This window comes from Neobacillus vireti (genome assembly GCF_001026695.1).
Taxonomy (GTDB): domain Bacteria; phylum Bacillota; class Bacilli; order Bacillales; family Cytobacillaceae; genus Neobacillus; species Neobacillus vireti.
The window spans coordinates 783,814-805,899 of the sequence record NZ_LDNB01000002.1; the positions used below are offsets into that span (position 1 = coordinate 783,814).

The 22,086-nt window shown below is 41.1% G+C and carries 21 protein-coding genes; 14 read left to right on the forward strand and 7 right to left on the reverse strand.

Annotated elements, in window-relative coordinates; all coding sequences use genetic code 11:
• Positions 1-16 precede the first annotated feature (16 nt).
• From AA980_RS04135 to AA980_RS04145, 3 genes are read left to right on the forward strand one after another with little or no spacing between them, the layout of a single operon-like run.
• Positions 17-895, forward strand: coding sequence for an energy-coupling factor transporter transmembrane component T (locus AA980_RS04135; RefSeq protein ID WP_024029425.1), 879 nt, complete (start codon positions 17-19; stop codon positions 893-895).
• Positions 877-2,520: an ABC transporter ATP-binding protein gene (locus AA980_RS04140; protein WP_024029424.1), complete on the forward strand. Its 1,644-nt coding sequence runs from the start codon at positions 877-879 to the stop codon at positions 2,518-2,520. Before AA980_RS04135 ends, AA980_RS04140 begins: the two co-directional genes overlap by 19 nt.
• Positions 2,499-3,191: an ECF transporter S component gene (locus AA980_RS04145; RefSeq protein ID WP_024029423.1), complete on the forward strand. Its 693-nt coding sequence runs from the start codon at positions 2,499-2,501 to the stop codon at positions 3,189-3,191. Before AA980_RS04140 ends, AA980_RS04145 begins: the two co-directional genes overlap by 22 nt.
• 66 nt (positions 3,192-3,257) lie before the next feature.
• Here the strand turns inward: AA980_RS04145 and AA980_RS04150 are convergent, their stop codons facing one another.
• The gene (locus AA980_RS04150) at positions 3,258-5,363 is read right to left on the reverse strand and encodes a transglycosylase domain-containing protein (RefSeq protein WP_024029422.1); all 2,106 of its coding nucleotides are present in this window, start codon (positions 5,361-5,363) and stop codon (positions 3,258-3,260) included.
• Positions 5,364-5,563: 200 nt separating this feature from the next.
• On the opposite strand from AA980_RS04150, the gene AA980_RS04155 reads away from it, so the two are divergent.
• From AA980_RS04155 to AA980_RS04170, 4 genes are all read left to right on the forward strand, one after another.
• Complete coding sequence (locus tag AA980_RS04155; RefSeq protein ID WP_024029421.1) at positions 5,564-6,262, forward strand: ABC transporter ATP-binding protein; 699 nt, start codon at positions 5,564-5,566, stop codon at positions 6,260-6,262.
• Positions 6,253-7,602, forward strand: a complete 1,350-nt coding sequence (locus tag AA980_RS04160) for an ABC transporter permease (protein WP_024029420.1) — start codon at positions 6,253-6,255, stop codon at positions 7,600-7,602. The genes AA980_RS04155 and AA980_RS04160 overlap by 10 nt, the downstream gene beginning before the upstream one ends.
• Before the next feature lie 96 nt (positions 7,603-7,698).
• Positions 7,699-7,968 carry a phage holin gene (locus AA980_RS04165; protein ID WP_034724430.1) on the forward strand — a complete coding sequence of 90 codons (270 nt, stop codon included), beginning with the start codon at positions 7,699-7,701 and terminating at the stop codon, positions 7,966-7,968.
• Positions 7,969-8,300: 332 nt separating this feature from the next.
• A complete protein-coding gene (locus AA980_RS04170; RefSeq protein ID WP_024029418.1) occupies positions 8,301-9,515 on the forward strand; it encodes an MDR family MFS transporter in 1,215 nt (404 codons plus the stop codon).
• Positions 9,516-9,750: 235 nt separating this feature from the next.
• Here the strand turns inward: AA980_RS04170 and AA980_RS04175 are convergent, their stop codons facing one another.
• The gene (locus tag AA980_RS04175) at positions 9,751-10,695 is read right to left on the reverse strand and encodes an aldo/keto reductase family protein (RefSeq protein ID WP_024029417.1); all 945 of its coding nucleotides are present in this window, start codon (positions 10,693-10,695) and stop codon (positions 9,751-9,753) included.
• A gap of 200 nt (positions 10,696-10,895) precedes the next feature.
• On the opposite strand from AA980_RS04175, the gene AA980_RS04180 reads away from it, so the two are divergent.
• The 4 genes from AA980_RS04180 (at position 10,896) to AA980_RS04200 (ending at position 15,440) form a co-directional block, all read left to right on the forward strand.
• Positions 10,896-11,108, forward strand: coding sequence for a hypothetical protein (locus AA980_RS04180; protein WP_024029416.1), 213 nt, complete (start codon positions 10,896-10,898; stop codon positions 11,106-11,108).
• A 407-nt stretch (positions 11,109-11,515) separates the two neighbouring features.
• Positions 11,516-13,099: a spore germination protein gene (locus AA980_RS04190; RefSeq protein ID WP_034724438.1), complete on the forward strand. Its 1,584-nt coding sequence runs from the start codon at positions 11,516-11,518 to the stop codon at positions 13,097-13,099.
• Complete coding sequence (locus AA980_RS04195) at positions 13,099-14,304, forward strand: Ger(x)C family spore germination protein (protein ID WP_024029413.1); 1,206 nt, start codon at positions 13,099-13,101, stop codon at positions 14,302-14,304. Before AA980_RS04190 ends, AA980_RS04195 begins: the two co-directional genes overlap by 1 nt.
• A gap of 23 nt (positions 14,305-14,327) precedes the next feature.
• Positions 14,328-15,440 carry a GerAB/ArcD/ProY family transporter gene (locus AA980_RS04200; protein WP_024029412.1) on the forward strand — a complete coding sequence of 371 codons (1,113 nt, stop codon included), beginning with the start codon at positions 14,328-14,330 and terminating at the stop codon, positions 15,438-15,440.
• A 40-nt stretch (positions 15,441-15,480) separates the two neighbouring features.
• Here AA980_RS04200 and AA980_RS04205 read toward each other — a convergent pair whose 3' ends face one another.
• The 3 genes from AA980_RS04205 to AA980_RS26090 all read right to left on the reverse strand — a co-directional run bounded on the left by AA980_RS04205 (position 15,481) and on the right by AA980_RS26090 (position 18,122).
• The gene (locus AA980_RS04205; RefSeq protein WP_024029411.1) at positions 15,481-17,130 is read right to left on the reverse strand and encodes a PAS domain-containing sensor histidine kinase; all 1,650 of its coding nucleotides are present in this window, start codon (positions 17,128-17,130) and stop codon (positions 15,481-15,483) included.
• Between the two features lie 145 nt (positions 17,131-17,275).
• A complete protein-coding gene (locus AA980_RS04210) occupies positions 17,276-17,782 on the reverse strand; it encodes a GNAT family N-acetyltransferase (RefSeq protein ID WP_024029410.1) in 507 nt (168 codons plus the stop codon).
• Positions 17,783-17,969: 187 nt separating this feature from the next.
• On the reverse strand, positions 17,970-18,122 hold the full coding sequence (locus AA980_RS26090) for a YpzG family protein (RefSeq protein ID WP_082195604.1): 153 nt from the start codon (positions 18,120-18,122) through the stop codon (positions 17,970-17,972).
• A gap of 219 nt (positions 18,123-18,341) precedes the next feature.
• On the opposite strand from AA980_RS26090, the gene AA980_RS04215 reads away from it, so the two are divergent.
• From AA980_RS04215 to AA980_RS04225, 3 genes are all read left to right on the forward strand, one after another.
• Positions 18,342-18,791, forward strand: coding sequence for a MaoC family dehydratase N-terminal domain-containing protein (locus AA980_RS04215; RefSeq protein WP_024029409.1), 450 nt, complete (start codon positions 18,342-18,344; stop codon positions 18,789-18,791).
• Positions 18,788-19,189: a MaoC/PaaZ C-terminal domain-containing protein gene (locus AA980_RS04220; RefSeq protein WP_024029408.1), complete on the forward strand. Its 402-nt coding sequence runs from the start codon at positions 18,788-18,790 to the stop codon at positions 19,187-19,189. The genes AA980_RS04215 and AA980_RS04220 overlap by 4 nt, the downstream gene beginning before the upstream one ends.
• Positions 19,190-19,486: 297 nt before the next feature.
• A complete protein-coding gene (locus AA980_RS04225; RefSeq protein ID WP_024029407.1) occupies positions 19,487-20,350 on the forward strand; it encodes a GNAT family N-acetyltransferase in 864 nt (287 codons plus the stop codon).
• A gap of 87 nt (positions 20,351-20,437) precedes the next feature.
• Here the strand turns inward: AA980_RS04225 and AA980_RS04230 are convergent, their stop codons facing one another.
• Both AA980_RS04230 and motA read right to left on the reverse strand, forming a co-directional pair.
• On the reverse strand, positions 20,438-21,193 hold the full coding sequence (locus tag AA980_RS04230; RefSeq protein WP_024029406.1) for a flagellar motor protein MotB: 756 nt from the start codon (positions 21,191-21,193) through the stop codon (positions 20,438-20,440).
• A complete protein-coding gene (gene motA, locus AA980_RS04235) occupies positions 21,177-21,974 on the reverse strand; it encodes a flagellar motor stator protein MotA (protein ID WP_024029405.1) in 798 nt (265 codons plus the stop codon). Before motA ends, AA980_RS04230 begins: the two co-directional genes overlap by 17 nt.
• Positions 21,975-22,086 lie beyond the last annotated feature (112 nt).

Here is a 22,086-nt window from a genome sequence, read left to right on the forward strand (position 1 = left end):
AGAGGAGGGACAAGTAATGGAAAACCGGTTTGCACGCTTCCATCCGCTTGTTTCTTTCTTTTTCTATGCCGGTTCAGTATCCTTGTTAATCCTGATGCTACATCCCATTTTTTTAGGATTGGCGTTGGTGATTATTTTGCTGCTTAATTTTTTCCATGATCGCTTGTCAGGACTGTGGCGCTGGAAGTTTTTTCTCATTACGACTTTTATATTGATGATTATCTTGAATCCTTTATTTAATGAACGAGGTCGGCATTTGTTATTTGAGGTGGGGACTCATCGGGTCACATTAGAAGCAGTTGTTTTTGGCGGCATGAATGCGTTGTCCATCATCGGGGTAATTGCCCTGTTTGTTTCCTACAACGTCATCATGACGCCGAATAAGCTGTTGTTCTTATTTGCAAAAATCTTGCCTCAGTTTGCCGTCCTGCTGATGCTAACGCTGCGTTTCATTCCATTAATGAGAAGAAGATTGGAAGAAATTTCAGTCGTTCAAAGAAGTAAGGGGATTTCCGTTAGTCACGGTAAATGGAAACGAAGAGTAAGGACGGGGATGCTTTATGTTCAAACCCTGCTGACCTATTCGCTGGAAGAAGCGATTCAAACAGCGGACTCGATGAAAGCACGTGGCTATGGAATGAGCACCCGTTCATCCTATGAATATTTTAAATTTCGACGTGCAGATGTGCTGGCAATTATTTATCTTGTCATCCTACTCTCCTTGATTATTTATTGCCGGGCTTTTGGCTATGGTTTTTTAACGGTATATCCGGTCATGGAAGCATGGCAATTAACACATCTAGATATCGGGGCGCTTACGAGCTATCTGATGTTTTTAAGTTTCCCACTATTTGTTGAAGCAGGTGGATTGTTCCGATGGCGTTTATCGAATTAACAAATGTAACATTTACATATCCGGATTGTTCAGCACCAGCGATAAACAATCTTTCTTTAAAAATTAACAAAGGCGAATTTGTTGTCCTTTTTGGTGCATCTGGTTCAGGGAAAAGCACCCTCTTAAAACTTTTGAAAAAAGAAATTCAACCGCACGGACAGCTTATGGGCCAGATTGTAATCGATGGACAGCCGGTTCAAGAAACAGAGGGTCTTGCCAACGAGATCGGCTTTGTTTTTCAAGATCCTGAAAATCAGCTGGTTGCGGATGATGTCCTCCATGAAATGGTCTTTGGGCTTGAAAATATTGGGCTGCCGCCAACTGAAATGAGGAGCCGGGTCGCAGAAATGGTCCATTTCTTTGGTGCTGAATCGCTGCTGGCACGGAAATCACATCAGCTTTCTGGCGGAAAAAAGCAGCAAATTAATCTGGCATCGGTATTGTTAATGCAGCCGATTATTTTAATATTAGATGAGCCGACAGCCCAGCTTGATCCTGTAAGTACCAGAGAATTTTTAGATATGCTGAAGCGGCTGAACGATGAATTCGGGATGACGATTATTCTTGCTGAGCACCGACTTGAGGAAGTGTTTACCCTCGCTGATCAAATTATCATGATGGAAAACGGGCAGGTGCAAATTGAAGGCGAGCCAAAGGCGGTAATCCCAAAGATTTGGAATTCTGTAAACAGAGACTATGTCCCTAGTATTCCTGGATTATTTTTGAGCATGAATGGCGAGGGAAGTGTGCCTTTAACCGTGAAAGAAGGGCGGAGCTGGGTGCAAAAGGCATTGGCGGATGTTTATGATGAGGAAGAGCAAGTTTCGACACCTCTCCTTGATGATGTTCGGATAAGGGCAAAATCGATTTCCTTTCGCTATGAGAAAAAAGCTGATTTTATTTTGAAAGAGCTTGATTTGAGCCTGAAAAAAGGGGAGTTTTATGCGCTGTTAGGCGGGAACGGTTCTGGTAAATCGACGTTTTTAAAGCTGATGGCCGGACTATTGAAGCCGGACATTGGAAAAGTGTTATATGATAAAAAGCCTTTGAATGGCTATAAACATCATGAATTAACAAAGAGAATCGGCTATTTGCCCCAGAACCCTAAACTCTTTTTTCTTCAAGATACGGTTGAAAAAGAAATCCAGGAGACTATGGCCCAGTGGGAATTGGCTGATGCCTCTGAAGCGGACTCCCTGTTAGCTCAATTAGGGATTGCTCATGTGAAAACAAGTCATCCATATGATTTAAGCGGCGGTGAGCTCCAAAAGGCGGCGCTTGCTTGTTTGCTATTGCGCAAGCCGGAAGTGCTCCTGCTGGATGAGCCGACAAAAGGTTTGGATCCAATTTCCAAAAGAAGGTTAGCGGAGATTCTCCTCGAACTTCATGCAGCAGGGATGACGATTTTCATGTCCACACATGACATTGAGTTTGCGGCTCAATATGCAACAAAATGCGGGATGATGTTTCAAGGGAACATTACCTCGGAGGACATACCGAAGAAATTCTTTAAAGGCAATTTCTTTTATACGACGATGATTCAAAGAATCTTCCGCGATTTTGCGGAAAAGGCCCCGATGACGCTTGAGGAGGTTAAGCGGCAATGCGCTTCAACAAAACTGTAAAAACGGTATTGCTTCTCTTGCTTGCTTCAATCTTCTTGGTGCTGAATTTTTGGTTTGAAAATGCTTATCTGTGGTTAAGCTTCGGGTTTGTCCTGCTTTCGATTTTGCTGTTTTTGGTTCGTTTTGAAAGCAGAAAAGTAGAGCCGAGGGAATTGGTTCTTTTGGCTGTTTTAGCTTCGATTGCTGCTGTAGGGCGGATTCCGTTTGCAAGTATCCCCAGTGTGCAGCCGACCACTTTTGTCATAATGATGTCGGGATATGTTTTTGGTGCCGAAAGCGGGTTTGTGATTGGTGCCGTAGCGGCACTTGCCTCCAATATGATTATGGGGCAAGGTCCGTGGACACCATGGCAAATGACGGCATGGGGATTGGTAGGTCTTACGGCGGGATTGCTTCGGGGGACTTGGGTCATGAATAAGAAATGGGGCCGGATTCTCTTCGGAGCTGTTTGGGGATTTTTGTTCGGCTGGATTATGAACATTTGGGGATTCTTAGCTGTTGTCCAGTCCGGCAGCGGAGTAGGTTTCAAAGCATTTCTTCTCTATTTCGCTAGCAGCGCCGTGTTTGACACATTCCATTCCGTTTCAAACGTAATCTTGTTACTGGTATTTGGAGATGTTTGGCTAAAAATATTAACAAGATTTAAGCGGAAATATGGACTGCTCGAATAAAAATAGGCAAACGAGTTTGGTATATTATATTTTTTTAAATAAAAATAGCACGCCGAAGTCGGCGTGCTATTTTCCAATGCTTTTCGCTTTTTCGATTAATGAATCGATTCCTTCTCCAACCTTATATAACGCCTTATCCAAGCCCTTTTTCCAGCCTGGAGCTTTTTCTTTTATCGTCGAACCGATCTCTTGGGCGTTTTTATTTAATTCTTCGCCGATTTTCTTCGCCTGTTCATTGATGCTTTTCTTTGGAGGAGCCTCACCTGCGAGCTGAGCATTAATCGAACCTACCTCAAAGTTCTCTTTAGGCAAAAACCGATACGATTCCTTCATGATTTCTTTGAAAATCGGCACCACATTGGCCGAGCTAGAACTCGGCAGGTAATGCTCGCGGTCTGTTTTGTCATAACCAATCCAAATCGCGCCAACAAGGTTAGGGGTGTATCCGACCATCCATTGATCCTTTGTTCCATCTACATTGTTAAACGGAAGCTGGGTAGACCCTGTTTTTCCGGCAATTTGTACACCTGGAATATGAGTGCGTTTACCTGTGCCGGTTTCCACAACGTTAAGGAGCATCGAGGTCATTTCGCCGGCCACTTTTTCTGATGTTACCTTTGTTGTCTTTGCTTTCCGTTCGACGATGATATTCCCTGTCGGTCCGACAATTTTTGTAATTAGATGGCTTTCCTGCCGCGATCCGCCATTAGGAAAGGTGGAAAAGGCATTGGCCATTTGCAGCGGCGAAACTCCCTTACTCATGCCGCCTAGCGCAATCGCTAAATTCTTGTCTTCCTTTACCACAGGAATACCAAATCGATTTAAGGCATCAAGCCCTTTGTTTAAACCGACTTCATTAAGGAGCCAGACAGTGGGAATATTTAACGAATCTTCAAGTGCTTTATACATTGGCACTTTTCCTTGGTAGGTTTTTGAGAAATTTTCCGGTTTGTAATTTTTTCCGAAAGTAGTTGGCTCATCCACTAATTCAGATGAATAGGTGTAACCATTCTCAAGTGCCGGTGTATAGACAGCCAGCGGTTTTATCGTTGAACCAGGCTGGGCCTGTAATTGGGTGGCCCGGTTAAAGCCTCGGAAAACATGCTCACCACGCCCGCCGACAAGGGCGCGGACACCGGCGGAAGCGGGATCCATTAACACAGAGCCGCTTTGAACTAATGTATTTCCTTTTCCGCTTGGAAACAACGAATTACTTTGATACACTTTTTCAAGTCCTGCTTGAAGGTTTTGATCCATTTCGGTATAAATTCGGTATCCTCTTGTTAAAATTTCTTCCTGCGTTAATCCATAGCGGTTGATCGCCTCATTTAACACAGCGTCAACATAATAAGGATATCTTCGTTCCACATAACTGCCGCCGCCATCGTGAAGGCCGATTTTTTCTTGTTTTGCCTTGGTAGTTTCTTCGGCGGTAATCATTCCTAGTTCGTTCATTTTATCTAAAACCACATTGCGCCGTTTTATCGCCAGGTCATAATTTTTATACGGGTCGAGATAATTTGGTGCATGGAGGAGTCCGGCTAGCATCGCGGCTTCGCTGATGGTTACATCTTTAATGTCTTTATTAAAGTATTTTTTTGAAGCATTGCTGATTCCCCAGGCACCGCTCCCGAAATAGACTTGATTGAGATACATTTGCAGAATCTCATCTTTTTTATAAACCTTTTCGATTTTTACCGCTAAAAATAATTCCTCTGCCTTTCGTTTATAGGTGCGTTCGGGAGAAAGTAGCGCATTTTTCGTTAACTGCTGTGTCAACGTACTGCCGCCTCCAGTAATTCTTCCGTGAATCAAGTTGCCGAAAAAAGCACGGGCTATTCCCTTAATATCAAAGCCGCCATGTTCATAAAAGCGCTCATCTTCAATTGCGACGACGGCGTTGGGCACATACTTCGGCAGTTCCGCGATTTTAGCGCCTTTTGTTCGATTGGTGGCAACATTGCTGGCCACTTTGCCATTAATATCATAGATGACCGTTGGCTCATTAAGGCCTTCCTGAAGCGATTGCACATTCGCTCTCGTTGCGAGCCAAGCAAAATAAAGAATTGTTGACAGCACAACAACGAGGAGGATTAAGAGCAAAATTTGTGTGAGGTGTTTCCGTTTCCAGAAACGGACGATTATTTCCCATAATGAATGCAGCTTTTCCATACATTCTCCTTACTTTTAAAAAGGATTTTTCAATTTATTTATTATAAGTTTTTCTGGCAGAAAAGACTAGCAAAAGCATTTTTTTGCTACTACTTTTCCCTTTAAGAGTAAATTTATAAATTTTTTTTAGACTTTATGTAGGGGTTAAATAATCGTCCTTCGTCTAATAGTGTGAAGTGATAGGGAGGTAGGAAGAAATAATGATTACGGTAAAAAAGTTAAGCCATGATTTTGTGATTGGAAAAAAAGGTAGACAAACGATTATTCCGATACTAAGAGATATTTCTTTTTCGGTGGAAAAAGGGGAAATTGTTACGATTGTCGGCAGAAGCGGCTCGGGTAAATCGACGTTATTAAATTTGGTCAGCGGTTTTATACACCCTAAAGAGGGGGAAATCTGGATTAGCGGGGAAAAGGTTTCTAATCTGAATGAAGCAAAATTTGCTGATTTCCGGATTCATAATCTTGGATTTATTTTTCAAAGCTTTCAATTGATTCCTAGTATGACAGCCTTTCAGAATGTAGAACTGCCGCTGATCTTAAAAGGTATAAATGAGGGTGAACGAAGAAAGCAAACTGAGGAGATGCTGAAGAAAGTGGGGTTGCTTGACTACCAGGACCATTATCCTGGTGAACTGTCCGGCGGGCAGCAGCAGCGGGTCAGTATTGCCCGCGCCTTAATTGTTAATCCGCCGATTATCCTTGCTGATGAACCAACAGGGAGTCTTGATAGTGAAACAGAGGAAGATTTGCTGAAATTTATCAAGGAATTAAACCGGGATTTGGGTATCACGTTTTTGATTATTACCCACGATGATAAGGTCGCTGAAATTGGTCATCGCACAATTGAATTACGGGACGGCCGGATTTTTGAGGAGGTTAGATTAGTATGCAACTAAAGGATCAATTTCGCTTTGTGCGCCAAAATATGAAGAAAAATAAGACGCGCGTGTTTATGACGATCCTGGCAACAGCAATGGGCTGTGCTTTCCTGATCGTGCTAGCGTCGGTCGGTTTTGGTTTACAAAAATCGGTTGTCAAGGAAATGACCGAACAGCGGGTCATTACGCAAATTGATGTTCACGGGAAAGAGATTGCTGACCAAGGCGGGTTTCGTCCTGTTAGCGAGAAGGATATTCAAATTTTTGAAAAGCTTAAAGATGTTAAGGCTGTTACTAGACGGAAAATGCTTCAGCAGGAAGGCAATTTTTCGATTGGAAACTATCAAGAGCCAGCGCAAACGGTTGTCGCGAACTTCCCATCGGAAGTGAAAGCGGGTCTTGAGTTGTCAGCGGGCAGGCTCCCAAAGGGGGAGGATGAAGTAGTCGTGGGTTACAATTTCCCGCTCAATCTTGCAATCAAGGATGCTCCTGATGACCGCTATGACGATAAGGGGCAATTAAAGGCAGAATACCGCTACACCGGCAAATTAATCGGAGAGAAACTTGAAATAACGGTTAGACAGTTGAAGGATGGGAAACAAGAGGAAAAAACGATTCCTTTGACTGTGGTGGGAATATCGAAGAAGCCGACAAGAGAGTGGGCAGAAGATAGAAGTGTGTTTATTTCTGATACGATCTTAACAGAAATTGAGAATTTTACTGGAACACCTAAGGGATACTTACTTGATCCCAATAGTGAAGTTCCAAAAGACCAAGATATCCATGAAAATTCGTTTGATGAAGTGAAGATTTATGCGAGAAATATGGAGGCAGTCCAAGGGATTTCAGATCAATTAAAGGATATGAACTACGCGACCTATTCGGTTGTAAATGAATTGAAAGAAGTCAATATGATTTTTATGATAGCGAAGGCAGGGCTTATCTTTATTGGCACCATTGCCATTCTTATTGCATCGATTGGCATTTATAATACGATGACGATGGCGGTTACCGAGCGGGCTCCTGATATTGGCATTATGAAAGCAATTGGGGCGAATCCAAAAACAATCAAGCGGATTTTTCTGCTTGAAAGCAGCTATATTGGTTTGATCGGTGCGCTCATCGGAACGCTCGTTTCTTACGGGATTAGTTACGCTGTCAATTTTGCGATTCCATTAATCATTAAACAAGCATTCGGGAAAGAGACAGAGATTAATATCATTTTTAGTGATATTCCGTTTATTTTACCGGTTATTTGTATCGTGATTTGTTATGGGGTGACAATCATTTCAGGATACCGCCCGGCACAACGGGCTACGAGAGTAGATGTATTAAAAGCGATGCGCAGAGAAGTCTAATAAATCGCGAAAACCAATGATAATCGCAGACAACCATTTCTTAGTACAAGCATATGTTAATAGAAAGAATAATTAACATATTGGAAAGGGGATGGGATGATGATTAACTGGAAAGTCAGGTTTAGAAACCGAAACTGGGTGATTGCATTTATTTCACAGTTGATGATTGTCGCACAATTAGTATTGGCGGGGTTACATTCATTAGGCATAACCGATTTTCAATTAACAGATGCGATTCAGAGTTATATCATTACATTGGCGAATGCCATATTTGTTTTGCTATCTATGCTGGGGCTCGTTCAGGACCCCACCACAAAAGGTTATGGTGACAGTGAGCGGGCGTTAAAATACAAAGATCCAAATTAATCTATATAAGTCAGCTCCCTCGGGAGTTGACTTTTTTACATAAAATGTCTAATTAGCCAAAAGGGGGCGAAAAGTAGCCAAAACGGGTGGAAAAATAGCCAAAACCCTTCAGAAAATAGCCAAAACAGGTAAAAAAATAGCCAAAACCCCTCAGAAAATAGCCAAAACAAAAATCCTTCTTCTTTCAATCGAAAAAAGTGAGTCAAGTCTTCAAGGAAATCCAAGCTGGACAGTGCGCTTGCGGATTAATTAGAGTAATAAAATTCTTTACAACTTTCGCGCAAATTGGTTTACTTGATAGGTATCTAAAAAGAAGTGAGAGGCAAATACATATGATGAAAGTTAAAAACTATGTTGGACAGTTCCATCCGATTGTCTGGGTTTTGTTAATTGGCACGGTGTTATCCAGGGGCTCCGCGTTTATGACGCTGCCGTTTCTATCAATCTATTTATCAAGACATATGGACCTGTCACCAATCATTATTGGTATAACTGTCGGGATGAGTCCGTTAATGGGGACGGTGGGGGGATTCATTGGCGGCCACTTATCTGACAGGTTTGGCCGTAAACCAATCATGCTCGTCTCGTTGTTTATGGTAGCATTTGTTTACTATGGGTTCACAGTGGCAACAGGACAAGGCTGGTTTATCTTGTTAAATGCCTTAAACGGGCTTAGTAACTCCTTCTTTGAACCGACAGCACAAGCGTTGATGGCTGATTTAACTGAAAAGACGAAGCGAATGAAGGTGTATTCGTTACGATATACCGCGATGAATATCGGTGCATCCGTTGGTCCGCTTATCGGTGCTTATTTAGCTAACACCTCAGCAAAGCTGTCCTTTGCGATAACGGGGACAATCTATTTGCTTTACGCCCTTGTTTTGGTTTACTTTTTACAACGGCTTGTCGTGCCGCTATCGCAAGAAGGAAATAGCAAGAAGGTTGTATCCTTTGGTGCTGCTTTTCGGATTATAAAGACAGATAAGGCGTTACGATATTTAATCATCGGCATCATTTTGGTCAACATGGGCTATGTTCAAATTGATTCCAACTTGCCGCAAATATTAGAAGGAACCGTTGAAAATGGCATATTAATTTTTTCGATACTGATTACGATTAATGCGGTAATGGTTGTAGTTCTGCAGATGCCGATTAGCCATCTAGCTGAAAAATTTAGGTTGATGCAAGTCATGGTTGTTGGTGCTGTTTTTATGGCAGCCGGATTGGTTTGCTTTAGTTTTGTCAGCGGCTGGGCGACCGCTATAATTGCCATCGTCTTATTAACCTTGGGAGAAATATTGATCTTTCCTTCCAACAGCATGATGATTGATCAGCTTGCCCCGGAACATTTGCGCGGCACTTATTTCGGAGCAGCCCAATTTCGGAAGATTGGGAACTTTATCGGCCCTGTCTTCGGCGGGTATCTGCTTAGCCATTTCCAAGGACAAATCATGTTTTGGGTAATCGCACTCGTAACGCTCGGAAGTATTATTTTCTTCACTGCCGGTAATAAATTCAGAGTTACAAAAGCCGACGAGGTAGTTTAACTGAGGAATGTATCATTTTTAGTGGGAATTTACATGTTATGAGCGGGTATAGTGGTCTATGGGCGAATTTGCAGGTTCAATGGGCGAATTTTGCTGTTTAATGGCCGAATTTGCAGGTTCAATGGGCGAATTTAGCCATTCAATGGGCGAATTCAAAAAAACAACAATCTTTTAGAAATGGCCTTCAAAAAAAGGAAAAATTCCTCTGGATATAAAATCCAGAGGCATTACTATGTTATCTTAAAATATCCTCGATTGTTGCAAGGGTTTCCGCGCTTAGTTTCACACCGGAAGCTTTCACGTTTTCTTCGACTTGCTCTGGGCGGCTCGCACCCACCAAAGCACTTGCGACATTACTTTGTCTTAAAATCCATGCGAGGGCAAGGTTGGCAAGCGAAAGATCATTTTCTTGGGCCACTCCTTTTAAAAGCTCTACTTTATCGAGATTTTCGTCGGATAAAAATCCAGATAGGCTGCTGTATTTTTCCTGTGCACCACGAGAACCCGCTGGGGCTTTTTCACCCTTTTTATATTTTCCCGTTAAGACACCTTGTGCAAGCGGCGACCAAACGACTTGCCCGATTCCATGCTTTTCGGAAACTGGAAGGACTTCTTTTTCAATATAGCGCTGCAGCATGCTGTATTGCGGCTGATTGACGACAATCCGGTCGAGAAGCTTCTTATCAGCGAGATGAACCGCTTCGGAAATTTGTTCGGCCGTCCACTCACTCACACCCACATATAGAATTTTTCCTTGGCGAACAAGGTCATCAATTGCGCGCAATGTCTCGTCGAGCGGTGTTTCAGCGTCAAATCGATGGCAATAATAAATGTCAACATAGTCCGTGTTCAGACGTTTTAAGCTTGCATGGCATTGCTCGATGACATGTTTGCGCGATAAACCTCTGTCGTTTGGTCCATCGCCCATTGGCCAAAATACCTTCGTGGCTAGTACAAACGAATCACGTGCATATTTCTTAAGAGCCTTCCCGACGACAATCTCGGCTTCACCGCGCATGTAAACATTGGCTGTATCAAAAAAATTAATCCCTAAGTCGTACGCTTTGTCAATCGATGCGGCTGCATTTTGTTCTTCGACATAACCACCATATGTAAGCCAGCTGCCCAAACTAATTTCACTTACCTTTAACCCTGTTTTTCCTAAGCGGCGATATTCCATGATTATTCCCCCTTGAAAAATTTCGTAATTCAAAATAAAAGTACTACATGTACAGGCAAAATGTCTACTATTTAGCAACTTTTCTGATAAAATAAGAGCGAGGAAGTAATTGTAAAAGAATGGTAAGTGCAACATAGTTGGTACTTCTTTAGTTGAATCTCGAATATGATGAATCATCTATTTGAAAAGGGGTCCTTAATATGTCTTTTTGGATAACTATTTGTGGACTATTTTTTGGATTACTGCTTATCATCGAGGAATTAATCTATTTTAGTTGGAATCGATATGTGTACGGACCGAATCTGGAAAGGAAAATGAAACGAAAGAATAGAATCAAGTGGCTGCTAGCTCTTTTTAAAAGGAAAACAGTAGCAGAAATTCATGAAACAAATCAGAAAGAAAGCCCGCTGTAAAGCGGGCTTTCTTTACTATTAATTTGGCGTTGAACTGCTCTTCCGTTTTTTTAAGAAGGACATGATTGCTTTGATAAAAAAAAACAAAAAAAACAGCGTGACAATGATATATTCCGCTGGTTCCATCACTCTAAACGGAGTGATAGCCTTCCAAATTATTCCTCTTTTTGGAATTCCCATTAAAATGTCTAAGCCGATAATTAAGCACAACAAAGCAAGAGCTAAAGAAATAGTTACGATAAAAAGTTTCAACCGCGTCACCTTCAAAATGTAATATTTTTATTGTTTTGTTCCTAGCAAATTAATATGCAGGGATAATTGGAAATCCTTTGGGTAATCTATCCAATATTGAACAATAATTTTGGTATAGCTAAAGTGAGGCAAAAATTGTGTCGATTTTGTCTAAAATGTTGAAAAATAAACAAAAAAAACGGCAGAACGATAATTATAGACAGCAGCAAGATCCTCAAAAACCGGAAGAGCAAGTTATTCTCAGGAGTTATCTAGACAATGTTTCACGAATAAAGGGTGAATTAGGAAACAGTACGGATTTAGTGTTCCGTGAATTTACGATTTGCCAGCACAAGGGAACCGTTGTCTATATTGATGGCTTAGCAGATGAGAAACTGATTTGCGACTTTTTTATAGAATCGTTGTCGGATGAGGAATTCGATAGCCGGCAAGAACCTTTTCAGGTAATGGCTGATAAAGCAGTAGGCCTGGGCAGTTTACAGATTGCTACTGAATGGAATCAGGTATTTGATTCGATTCTCTCAGGAAATACCATATTCTTTTTAGATGGCTACAATAAAGCCATTAATGTAGAAACGAAGGGTTGGGAAATGCGCGCCATTACCGAGCCCTCAACGCAATTATCGATTCGTGGGCCGAAGGATGCGTTTACCGAAACACTCCGGGTGAGTACAGCCCAAATCCGAAGACGGATTAAAAGTCCGAATTTATGGTTGGAATCAATGAAAATTGGGATGGTGTCGCAAACGGATATCGCCATTATGTATTTAAAAGGAGTTGCCAATGAAAAAATAGTTAAGGAGGTAAAGGAAAGGTTGAAGCGGATCAATATGGACGCAATCCAGTCGTCGGGGCATATTGAACAATTGATTGAGGACCAAGCCTGGACAACCTTTCCGACCACGTATCATTCAGAAAGACCGGACGTAGTGACATCACATATCCTTGAAGGCAGGGTTGCCATCATTGTGGATGGAACCCCGTTTGTTATCACGGCCCCTGCTGTCTTTATTCAATTTTTCCAGGCGCCGGATGACTATTATTCCCGCTTTGATATTTCCACAGGAATTCGTATTTTACGAATATTGTCCTTCTATATTGCCATAATTGGACCCGCTATCTATATTGCAGGGACAACCTTTCATCAAGAGATGATTCCAACCACGATGGCGATTGCGATTGCAGCTCAGCGTGAAAATGTCCCTTTTCCCGCCTTTGTAGAGGCGTTAATTATGGAGGTCACCTTTGAAATATTAAGGGAGGCAGGGTTAAGGCTCCCACGGGCGGTCGGGCAGGCTGTATCCATTGTCGGTGCCTTGGTTATCGGACAAGCTGCCGTTCAAGCAGGTATTGTTTCTCCCGTCATGGTCATCGTGGTTTCAATTACGGCGATTGCCAATTTTTCAACACCGAGTTTTGCAATGGCGATTGCGGCACGGTTGATTCGCTTTTTCATGATGGGATTGGCGACTGTGTTAGGTTTTTATGGTGTGATGTTGGGGCTAATGTTTTTGTCGATTCATTTATGTTCATTACGTTCATTTGGAATTCCGTACATGATGCCAATTGCACCATTTAATCTTCGAAATCAACAGGATGTCTTTGTCCGTTTTCCCGTTTGGGCAATGAAAAATAGGCCCAAGTTTATTAGTAAGGGGAATATGGTTAGAACAGGAGAAAATCAAAAACCCGGTCCGAAAACAAAGCCAGATGATCAAGGTCCAAAAGGTGAATCATAATGAAAAGGTTTGTTGTGACAGCTTGGATTGCCGTTATGTGTTTACCAGTTCTTAGCGCTTGTTGGAATCAAAAGGAATTGACAGACCTTGCGTTTGTCATGGCGATAGGGGTTGACAAGGGCAAAGACAAAAAATTTAATGTTTCCTTTCAAATCGTTATCCCTGGTAATGTCTCCTTAATGCAAGGAGGAGGAGGTCAGGGCCTGCCGATAGCGATTTATTCAAGTTCAGGGGACACGTTAACCGCAGCAGCAAGAAGTGTGACCAAAAAAGTTTCACGACGGTTATATTATGCGCACACCAATTTAATCGTCTTCAGTGAAGAAATTGCGAAAAATGGAATTCTTAATATCATGGATGCGCTCGACCGCGACCCGGAATTTAGAACAACAACGCAAATGGTCATTATGAGAGGGACTCCTGCAGAAGTATTGGTTTCTTCGCTTGCTAATCTCGATAAACTGCCAGTCAATAAGATTACGAAAGAGATTAAAGCGACAGAAGCGATGTTGGGTGAGAATATGCAAATCAATATCGATGATTTCCTAGCAGGGCTCGTCAGTGATGGGATTGAACCAGTAGTCAATGGCTTTCGAGTGACTGGAGACATCGAAATGGCCGGGAAAGCGGAAGACCTGCAAAATACAAAGACAAAAGCGATTCTTGCCGCTGATGGTTTAGCAGTCTTTAAGAAGGGAAAATTAATTGGCTGGATTGAACACGAAAAGGCCCGTGGGGTGGTTTGGATTTTAAATAAGGTAAAAAGCACAGATGTGAATATAAATTGGAATGGAAAAAAGAAAGCAATAAGTATGGTGACCATCCGAACGAAAACAATGGTTTCGGCAAAGGTTAAAAAGGGGAAACCTGTCATTCAGATTGCAATTGAAGATGAGGGCTGGATTAGCGAAGCAAATACCGATGTCGACTTAACAAACCCAAAAGAGATCGAGAAAATTGATAAACTTGTTGAAGAAGAAATAAAGAAACAAATTTTAACCACTGTAAAAGAGGCACAGAAAATGAAAAGCGATATATTTGGCTTCGGGGAAAGGGTTCACAGAAAAGATCCGAAGCTTTGGAAGAAAATAAAATCAAATTGGGATGAGCACTTCGCCGAGCTTGAAGTGAATGTAAAGGTAGATTCCTATACAAGAAGAGAAGGGATTCGAACAAATCCATATTGGAAAGACCTCAAACAATAAACCCTTAGCGAGGGGATTTAGCAATGGAAAAGGCAAAAATTAAAGCATCGCAAATGTTTATCCTGATTGTCTTGTTTGAAATGGGCAGTGCCATTCTGGTTGGTCTCGGCACCGATGCGAAGCAAGATGCTTGGATCGCCATTTTGTTAGGACTGGCAGGAGGTTTATTGCTTTTTCTTGTTTACTACTTTCTTTTTTCCTACTATCAGGACGTGCCGCTAACAAGTTATCTTCAACTAATAACGGGAAAATGGATTGGACGATTTCTAGGTTTTTTATATATTGTCTATTTCATTTATTGCGCCGCAAGAATTTTACGAGATTTTGGCGAGCTATTAGCAACAACCATCTACACAAGTACTCCACTAATCGTGATTAATTCCTTGATGATCATTACGATTATTTATGCCATTCATAAGGGGATAGAGGTGATTGCAAGAGTCGGCGAACTTTTCTTTGCTATTATTTACTTAATGGCAATTGGCGGTATACTGCTTGTAACAGTTTCCGGGTTAATCCATCTCGAATACCTCCTTCCAATCTTAGAAAATGGCTGGAAGCCTGTGATAAAGACGTTTCTTGGTGAAACCCTGACTTTCCCTTTTGGAGAAATGGTTGTCTTTACGATGCTGCTCCCGTTTTTAAATGATGCGAAAAAGGTAAAAATCGTTTGTTTCGGGGGAATGATTTTGGCAGGCGTAAATATTGCGATTACGGTAGTAATCAATGTTGCATCTTTAGGACCAGAGCTGTTTACACGCTCGAATTTCCCCTTATTGACAACGATTGGAAAAATTCAATTGGCCAATTTCATCGAACGTCTTGATGTGCTATTTATGCTGTATTTAGTTGTCGGCGGTTTTTTTAAAATCTCATTATATTTTTATGCAGCAGTGGCAGGTACTGCCGATATATTCAAATTTAAAAACCAGTACAACCTTAGTTTTCCGATCGGGTTCGTTATTTTATTTGCATCGATGACAATCGCAACCACCTATGCGGAACATGTCAAGGAAGGGCTCCATGTAGTCCCGATTTATTTGCATTGGCCATTTCAAATTATCATCCCATTTATATTACTCGTTATCGCATTCTTTCGAAATCGGAAAAAGAAAAGATTAGCAAGAGGAACTTAAAAAACTGCCAGTGCACATTCAGCACAAGGCAGTTTTTCTACTAATTAGCGTTATTTTTGTGATTTTGACAAATCGGCAGAATCACTTCAACAGAGGTTCCTTGATTTTTTTCACTTTCAAAATGAATCGTCCCTTTGTGTGTTTGAACAATTTTGAAGCTGACCGTTAACCCTAAGCCCGTCCCTTTTTCTTTTGAAGAATAGAACGGCTCGCCAATTTTTTGTAACCGCTCCTTAGTAATACCGCAGCCATTGTCCTTTACGGTAATTACAACCTTATCGCCAACAACCTTTTCTAACCCTATTGAAACGGTGCCGCCATTTATTGTAGCTTCAATCGAATTCTTGATAATATTAATAAACAATTGTTTCAGCTGATTTGGCTCGCATTCAATCATTATGTTTTCTCTAGGAAAAATAGTCTCAATTTGCACATTATATAAACTTGCCTCGGTGCTTAATAACGAGACCACGTCCATCAGCAGCTTTTGAATATCTGCATTCGTGAATTTAAGAACCTGTGGTTTTGCCAGCAGCAAAAGCTCGCCGACAATATGATTGATTCGATTTAATTCATCCAACATGATTTGATAATAGAATTGATGCTTTTTATCTTCCGTTTGCAGAAGTTGGACGAACCCCTTAAGTGAAGTAAGTGGATTGCGGATTTCATGGGCGACACTTGCAGATAACTCCCCGACAACGGACAGCTTTTCCGTTCTTCTAAGCCGCTCCTCTGTTTTCCGCAATTTAGTCAAATCTCTTCCGTACCCGATGATTCCAGTGGTAACGCCATTAATAACCATCGGAACCGATGTGCATTGTAAAGTAATCGTTTCACCAGAAGCGTTTGGTAACTTAATTTCAAACATAAGCGGTTTAATTTCTTCAACTACTGAGGAGAAAAAATTCTTCATGTACCTTTTATATCTTTTCGGTAAAAAGGTATTTATATTGCTGCCTATTATGTCTTCCCGCTTGTAACCAGTAATCCCCTCAAATTGCGGGTTCAAGTTAGTAATAACCCCATCCAAATCCATCATATAAACGATATCGGGACTGTATTCAAATAATGATTTATATTGCTGCTGGCTTTCGGTTAATTGTTTTGCCATCTTTTTCTTTTCGGTAATGTCACGGCCAATAATCACTAAACCCTCTCTGCTGCCGTCATGGTTAAACAGGGGAACCTTGATGGTGTCAAATGTTTTCGATGTCCCATCGGGAACGGGAAGAACTTCTTCAATCCGGGTAATTTCTCGATTTTCCCATGTTTCCTCGTCAGATATTTCGCAGTATCGAAGGGCATCGGCATAAAAGTCGGTATATTCGGCTAGCTCCGAGTCCTTTTTTCCGCGATAATCGACATTTTCCAATTGAAATAAGTGCAAACCAAAATCATTTGCCTCAATCCATCTGCCTTCACCATCTTTAAAATTAACGAAATCGACCATCGAATTGATTAAAGTGGATAGTCGCTTTTGATCTTCCTTCGATTCATGTAATTCTTCTTTCTTATTGATGAAAAAGTAAATAAACCCGCCTGTTACAAGGATATATAGGATTTCTTTACCTCTTTCGACAAGTTCAATGAAGGAGGAATGTACATATTGTTGTAAAATATAGTTGGAACCATATATCCAAATAAAACTAGAAATAAAGTAAATGATGACTAGCTTCTTTTTATGCATGAAAATCTCCAATTCCTCCAAGAATGCTGTTTCCCAGAATGATAGAAAAACTATGATTATACACTATATAGTACTAAATAATCATGGATATTGGAATAATGCAAAGATGGAAAAAAATGAATCGTGTTTTGATCGGAAAAGTTTATTATTTAGAAATTCTTTTCCCAAGGATCAGTAAATCTCGCTCCACGCCCTCTAGTTCCGCTACATTAGGAAGATGTGCCCAGGTTTCAAAGCCAAAGTTCGAGAAAAGTTTAATGCTGGGTTCATTATGGGCAAAAATAAACCCAAGCAAGGTTTTGATTTCGAGCTTAGGACAGGCATCGAGAGCTTTTTGAATTAAGAACTTTCCAAGCTTTCTGCCCCGGAACTGGGGATGAATATAGATGCTGATTTCTGCAGTACCGTTGTAAGCGGGGCGGCCGTAGAATGATTGAAAGCTGACCCACGCACAAATATCCCCTTGGCATTCAACAACCCATAGTGGACGGAAATCTGGGGAATGGTCGTTAAGCCATTGCACACGCGATTCAACAGAAACTGGTTCCAGGTCGGCGGTAACCATGCGGCTTGGTATGGTTGAATTATATATATCGATAATTGCTGGCAGATCACTAAGAATGGCATCTCTAATTGTGAAGTCTTCAAACATAATTTCTTTACTCCTGTTCTTTTTTTATTTCATTATGTTATCGTTTCGTCCATATAATATCAATATAAAGTTTGGGCGAGATAAAAAACAGAAAGGTCTTTTCTCAGGGACTATTATCGAGAAAAGACCTTATCTGATCATGGCAGATTAAACTAGGGCTGCCACTTTTCGTTTCTTGCCAAACCTATTACCAGCGATGTGCTTTGGCATTGCTTCTTAGGATAATATTGGTTGGCGTCCTCATTGTTTGCCCGTTCATTTGCGACTTGGCATGTTTAGGTCTTGTCCAAGTGGAATGAAAAAGCTCTGAGTGTGGATCTAAATGATCTTTGTAGCTCATCAAATCACCTCATCAAAGGATTTAGAAACGATGATATCCTCTTAGGAATATCGCCTTTATTATTTGTATTAAGCCGGAAATTAGTCAGGAATGGCAAAATAGTTGAATTAAAATTTGTTTTATCTGAAGTTTCCAAATAAAATTAAACTAACATACCAATCGGTAGGTACGGCTAATTTAGAGGTCCAAAATATAAATTTTCTCGTGAGGTGAAGTGACTTGTTTAAAGACCAGATTGGCAAGCTCTCGTCCAAAGTAAAAAATGCAGTCGAAAGAGGTGCAGTAAAGAAATTTGCCGAAGCAATCGGTGACCTTCATCCGATATATGTCGATGAAGAAACAGGCAGACTTTCTAGATTTAAAAATAATATTGCTCCGCCGACATTTCCAAGAATATTTGATTATGGGGTGATTGAAGGATTTAACCTGCCTATAAAAGGCTTGATTCATGGTGAACAAACGTTTCATTACGATAGACCATTATTGGTAGGAGAAGAACTTTTCTGTTATACCAAGGTTAAGAATTATTTTGAGAAAAAAGGCAATTTTGGCAAAATGGGCTTCCTTGTTCTTGAAAACTATGGCGAGGATTTGGAAGGAAAGATGATTTTCAGTTCAAGCTCGACAATTGTAATCTCGGAAGCGGTAAGGAAGGTGTTAACTAGATGAGTACGGTTGCGGAATTACAAGTTGGCGAATCGCTAAAGGTAATTCAACTCAAGCCCGTTTCAAGGCTGGACTTAATTAAGTATGCCGGTGCTTCAGGGGACTTTAATCCGATTCATACGATTGACGAAGAGGCAGAAAAGGCGGGCTTGCCTGGCATTATCGCCCATGGGATGTGGACGATGGGCAATTTAGCCAAGCTTTTTACCGACTACTATGAAGAAGGTTTCATCCAGGATTATTCGATCCGCTTTAAAGGGATGGTATTTTTAAATGATGTTATCACCCTTAAAGCGACGTTAAAGGAAAAACAAGAAAATTTGCTCCGATTTGCCGTTCAAGCCATGAACCAACACGGGAATGTGGTTTTAAAGGGGGAGGTTGTCTATCGCCAATACTAACGGCTTTGGACGAACGCTAAGTGGCTGCATGAGAAACCGCCAGTAAATGGAGGACATTCGACAGTTGGAGAGCGATTAGCGACAGTTGAGGGTGGTTTTGCGACAGTTGGCGAGGGGTATGAGACAGTTGGGAGAGGATTTGCGACAGTTGGGGGAGGTTTCGCGCCAGTAAGTGAGGGTTGTGCGACAGTAAATGGGGGTTAGGCGCCAGTAAAAGAGGGTAACGCGCCAGTAACCGCGTGTTATCCGCCAGTAAATTGTTATTTGTTTATTTCACCATCGAAGGAGTGAAACTAAATGGCTATTATTTTTAAAAAATTATCCGAATGCAAGATTGAAGATGCGATTATTGCCTGGAATCGCGGGTTTGAGGGGTATTTTGTTCAGATTGAGATGACCGCAGAGACATTTTTTCAGCGTTTTATCAATGAGGGTCTGTCGATGAACATGTCGCTGGTTGCCTTTGACGGGGAGGAACCTGTGGCGATAATCTTAAATGGCGTCCGGACCATTGACGGGAAAAAAACAGTCTGGAATGGCGGAACGGGCGTCGCCACCTCCTACCGCGGGAAAGGCGTCTCCAAGCAGCTAATGGAGGAGACGCTCAAGCTGTATGCCGAAGAGGGAATTGAAGTGGCCACACTGGAAGCCATTAAGGAAAATGAACGAGCAATTCGTTTATATCAAAAATATGGCTATGAAATCATCGATTCGGTCGTATTTTTAAGTGGAGCTATTGAATCCCAGTCCGTCGTGGTTTCGACGATAAAAATAAAGTCAATCCGGCCGGAGCAGCTGCCAACAATTTCATTTTATAAAGAAAATGTCCCATGGCAATGTCAGTGGCAGAGTGTCAGGTCAGGGGAAGCGCTACTTTTTTATGCTGGCGGGGACGAACCGCTTGGTTATTGCTTGTATAGAAGAATTTGGAATCAAGAAGGGCTGCTGGAGAAGGTAGTCATCTACCAGCTTGAACTAGTTTGTGAGTTAACTAAGGAAATAATCAATACGATCATGGCGAGCATCTGTGGCGAGGCAGACAATAAGGTAAATATCATGACCGTCAATGCCTCCGTATCAAATCCGGTTACAAAATACTTAATCGAAAATGGATTATCGACAGCGACGGAGCAGGTGCAAATGGTCAAACAATTTAACTAATAAACAAAGAAGCCAAGCTCTACGTTCTAGGGAGTTTGGCTTCAATAAAAATTTGCTATTTCTTTAAATTAAGATACTACAGCCTTCTTATTTAGCACGAAGAATGACAATTGTCACACGTCGATTTTCTTGACGATGTTCGTTCGTATCATTAGGGTAAAGTGGGTGTGATTCTCCGTACCCTGTAAATTGGAGCCGGTTGCTTGCAATACTTTTCGATTCAAAATAGTAGAGAACACTTACGGCTCTGGCAGAGGATAATTCCCAATTTGAGGCAAAACCTGACTTTCCTACAGGTACATTATCTGTGTAGCCCTCAATACTAATTGGATTTGGTACCGTATTAATTAAACCAACTAAACCATCCAATGTTTGAAATGAATTGGGTTTAAGGTCTGCTTTTCCAGAGTCAAATAAAATGACATCTTGTAAAGTGACTTCAACCCCTCTTTTGGTGTCTGCTAGAGTAATTACCGCTTTTAAACCATTATCGGCAATGTATTGTTGTAATTTTTCCTTCAAATTATCAAGTTCAATCTCTTCTTTGCTTTTCTTGGGTTCGGCATTTTGAACGGGCTCCTGTTTTTGAGGAACTGCTGCTGTACTTTTTGATGCCGGTTTTGGTGAGAGACCTTTTTGATTACTCTCAATTTTGGTCCCTGTCAACTCTGATTTTAGTGCGTTCATTATTGCTTCATACTTAGATACATTTATATTACTTGCTGCAAATAAGACAATAAATAAGGCCAACAACAGCGTCATTATGTCAGCATAAGGGATTAGCCAAGATTCATCCATATGCTCATCTTGCTCTTCTTCGAAATGTTTACGCGGTTTTCTCATCAACATTTTCCTCGATTTTCTTTTCAAACTTTTTTTGTTCCTTTGGTGTGGTATACACAGTTAATTTCTTTTCTAATGCACTAGGGGAAACACCTTGACAGACTGCTAACAATCCTTCAATAGTAAGAATTTTAAACTCTTGTTCTTGTTTAGAGAGTCTTTTTAATTTATTGGCTATTGGGTGCCATAACACATAACCTGAAAAGATTCCCAGTAAGGTTGCGATAAATGCTGCGGAAATAGAATGTCCCAACTTATCGACATTATTTAAATTTCCAAGTGAGGCAATAAGTCCAATTACAGCCCCGAGTACACCCAATGTTGGGGCATATGTTCCTGCCTGTGAAAAAAGCAGTGCACCTGCTTTATGTCGCTTATCAATTGCTGCTACCTCGTCTAACAAGACCTCTTCAATGAACTCAATATCATGACCGTCAATCACCATTTCAAGTCCTTTTTTGAAAAAAGGATCTGTTACACTATTGGCTAGCTCTTCAAGTGCAAGAATTCCTTCTTTTTTTGCAATTTCTGCACATGTTACTAAATCAGAAATTCGTTCCATTTTTGATGGCAGTTTTGGTTCTAATAGGGCTATTTTTAATACGAAAGGAAACTTCTTGAGTTCACTAAACGGGAAAGCGATAATGACTGCAGAAATTGTTCCTCCAAAAATAATTAGGAAGGCCGCGGGATTGATTAATGCAGAAAGTGAGGCTCCTTTTAAAAACATCCCGTATCCTATTACTAACAGCGCTAACACAATTCCAAAAATACTAGACATTGAATTCTCCTTTATTGGTATCAAAATAATTTCTTAATGCCATTGTACGTCACTAGTCAAAATTCGACAACAACGTTTTTATTTGACGCGGGACTATTTATCCAGTAATTTT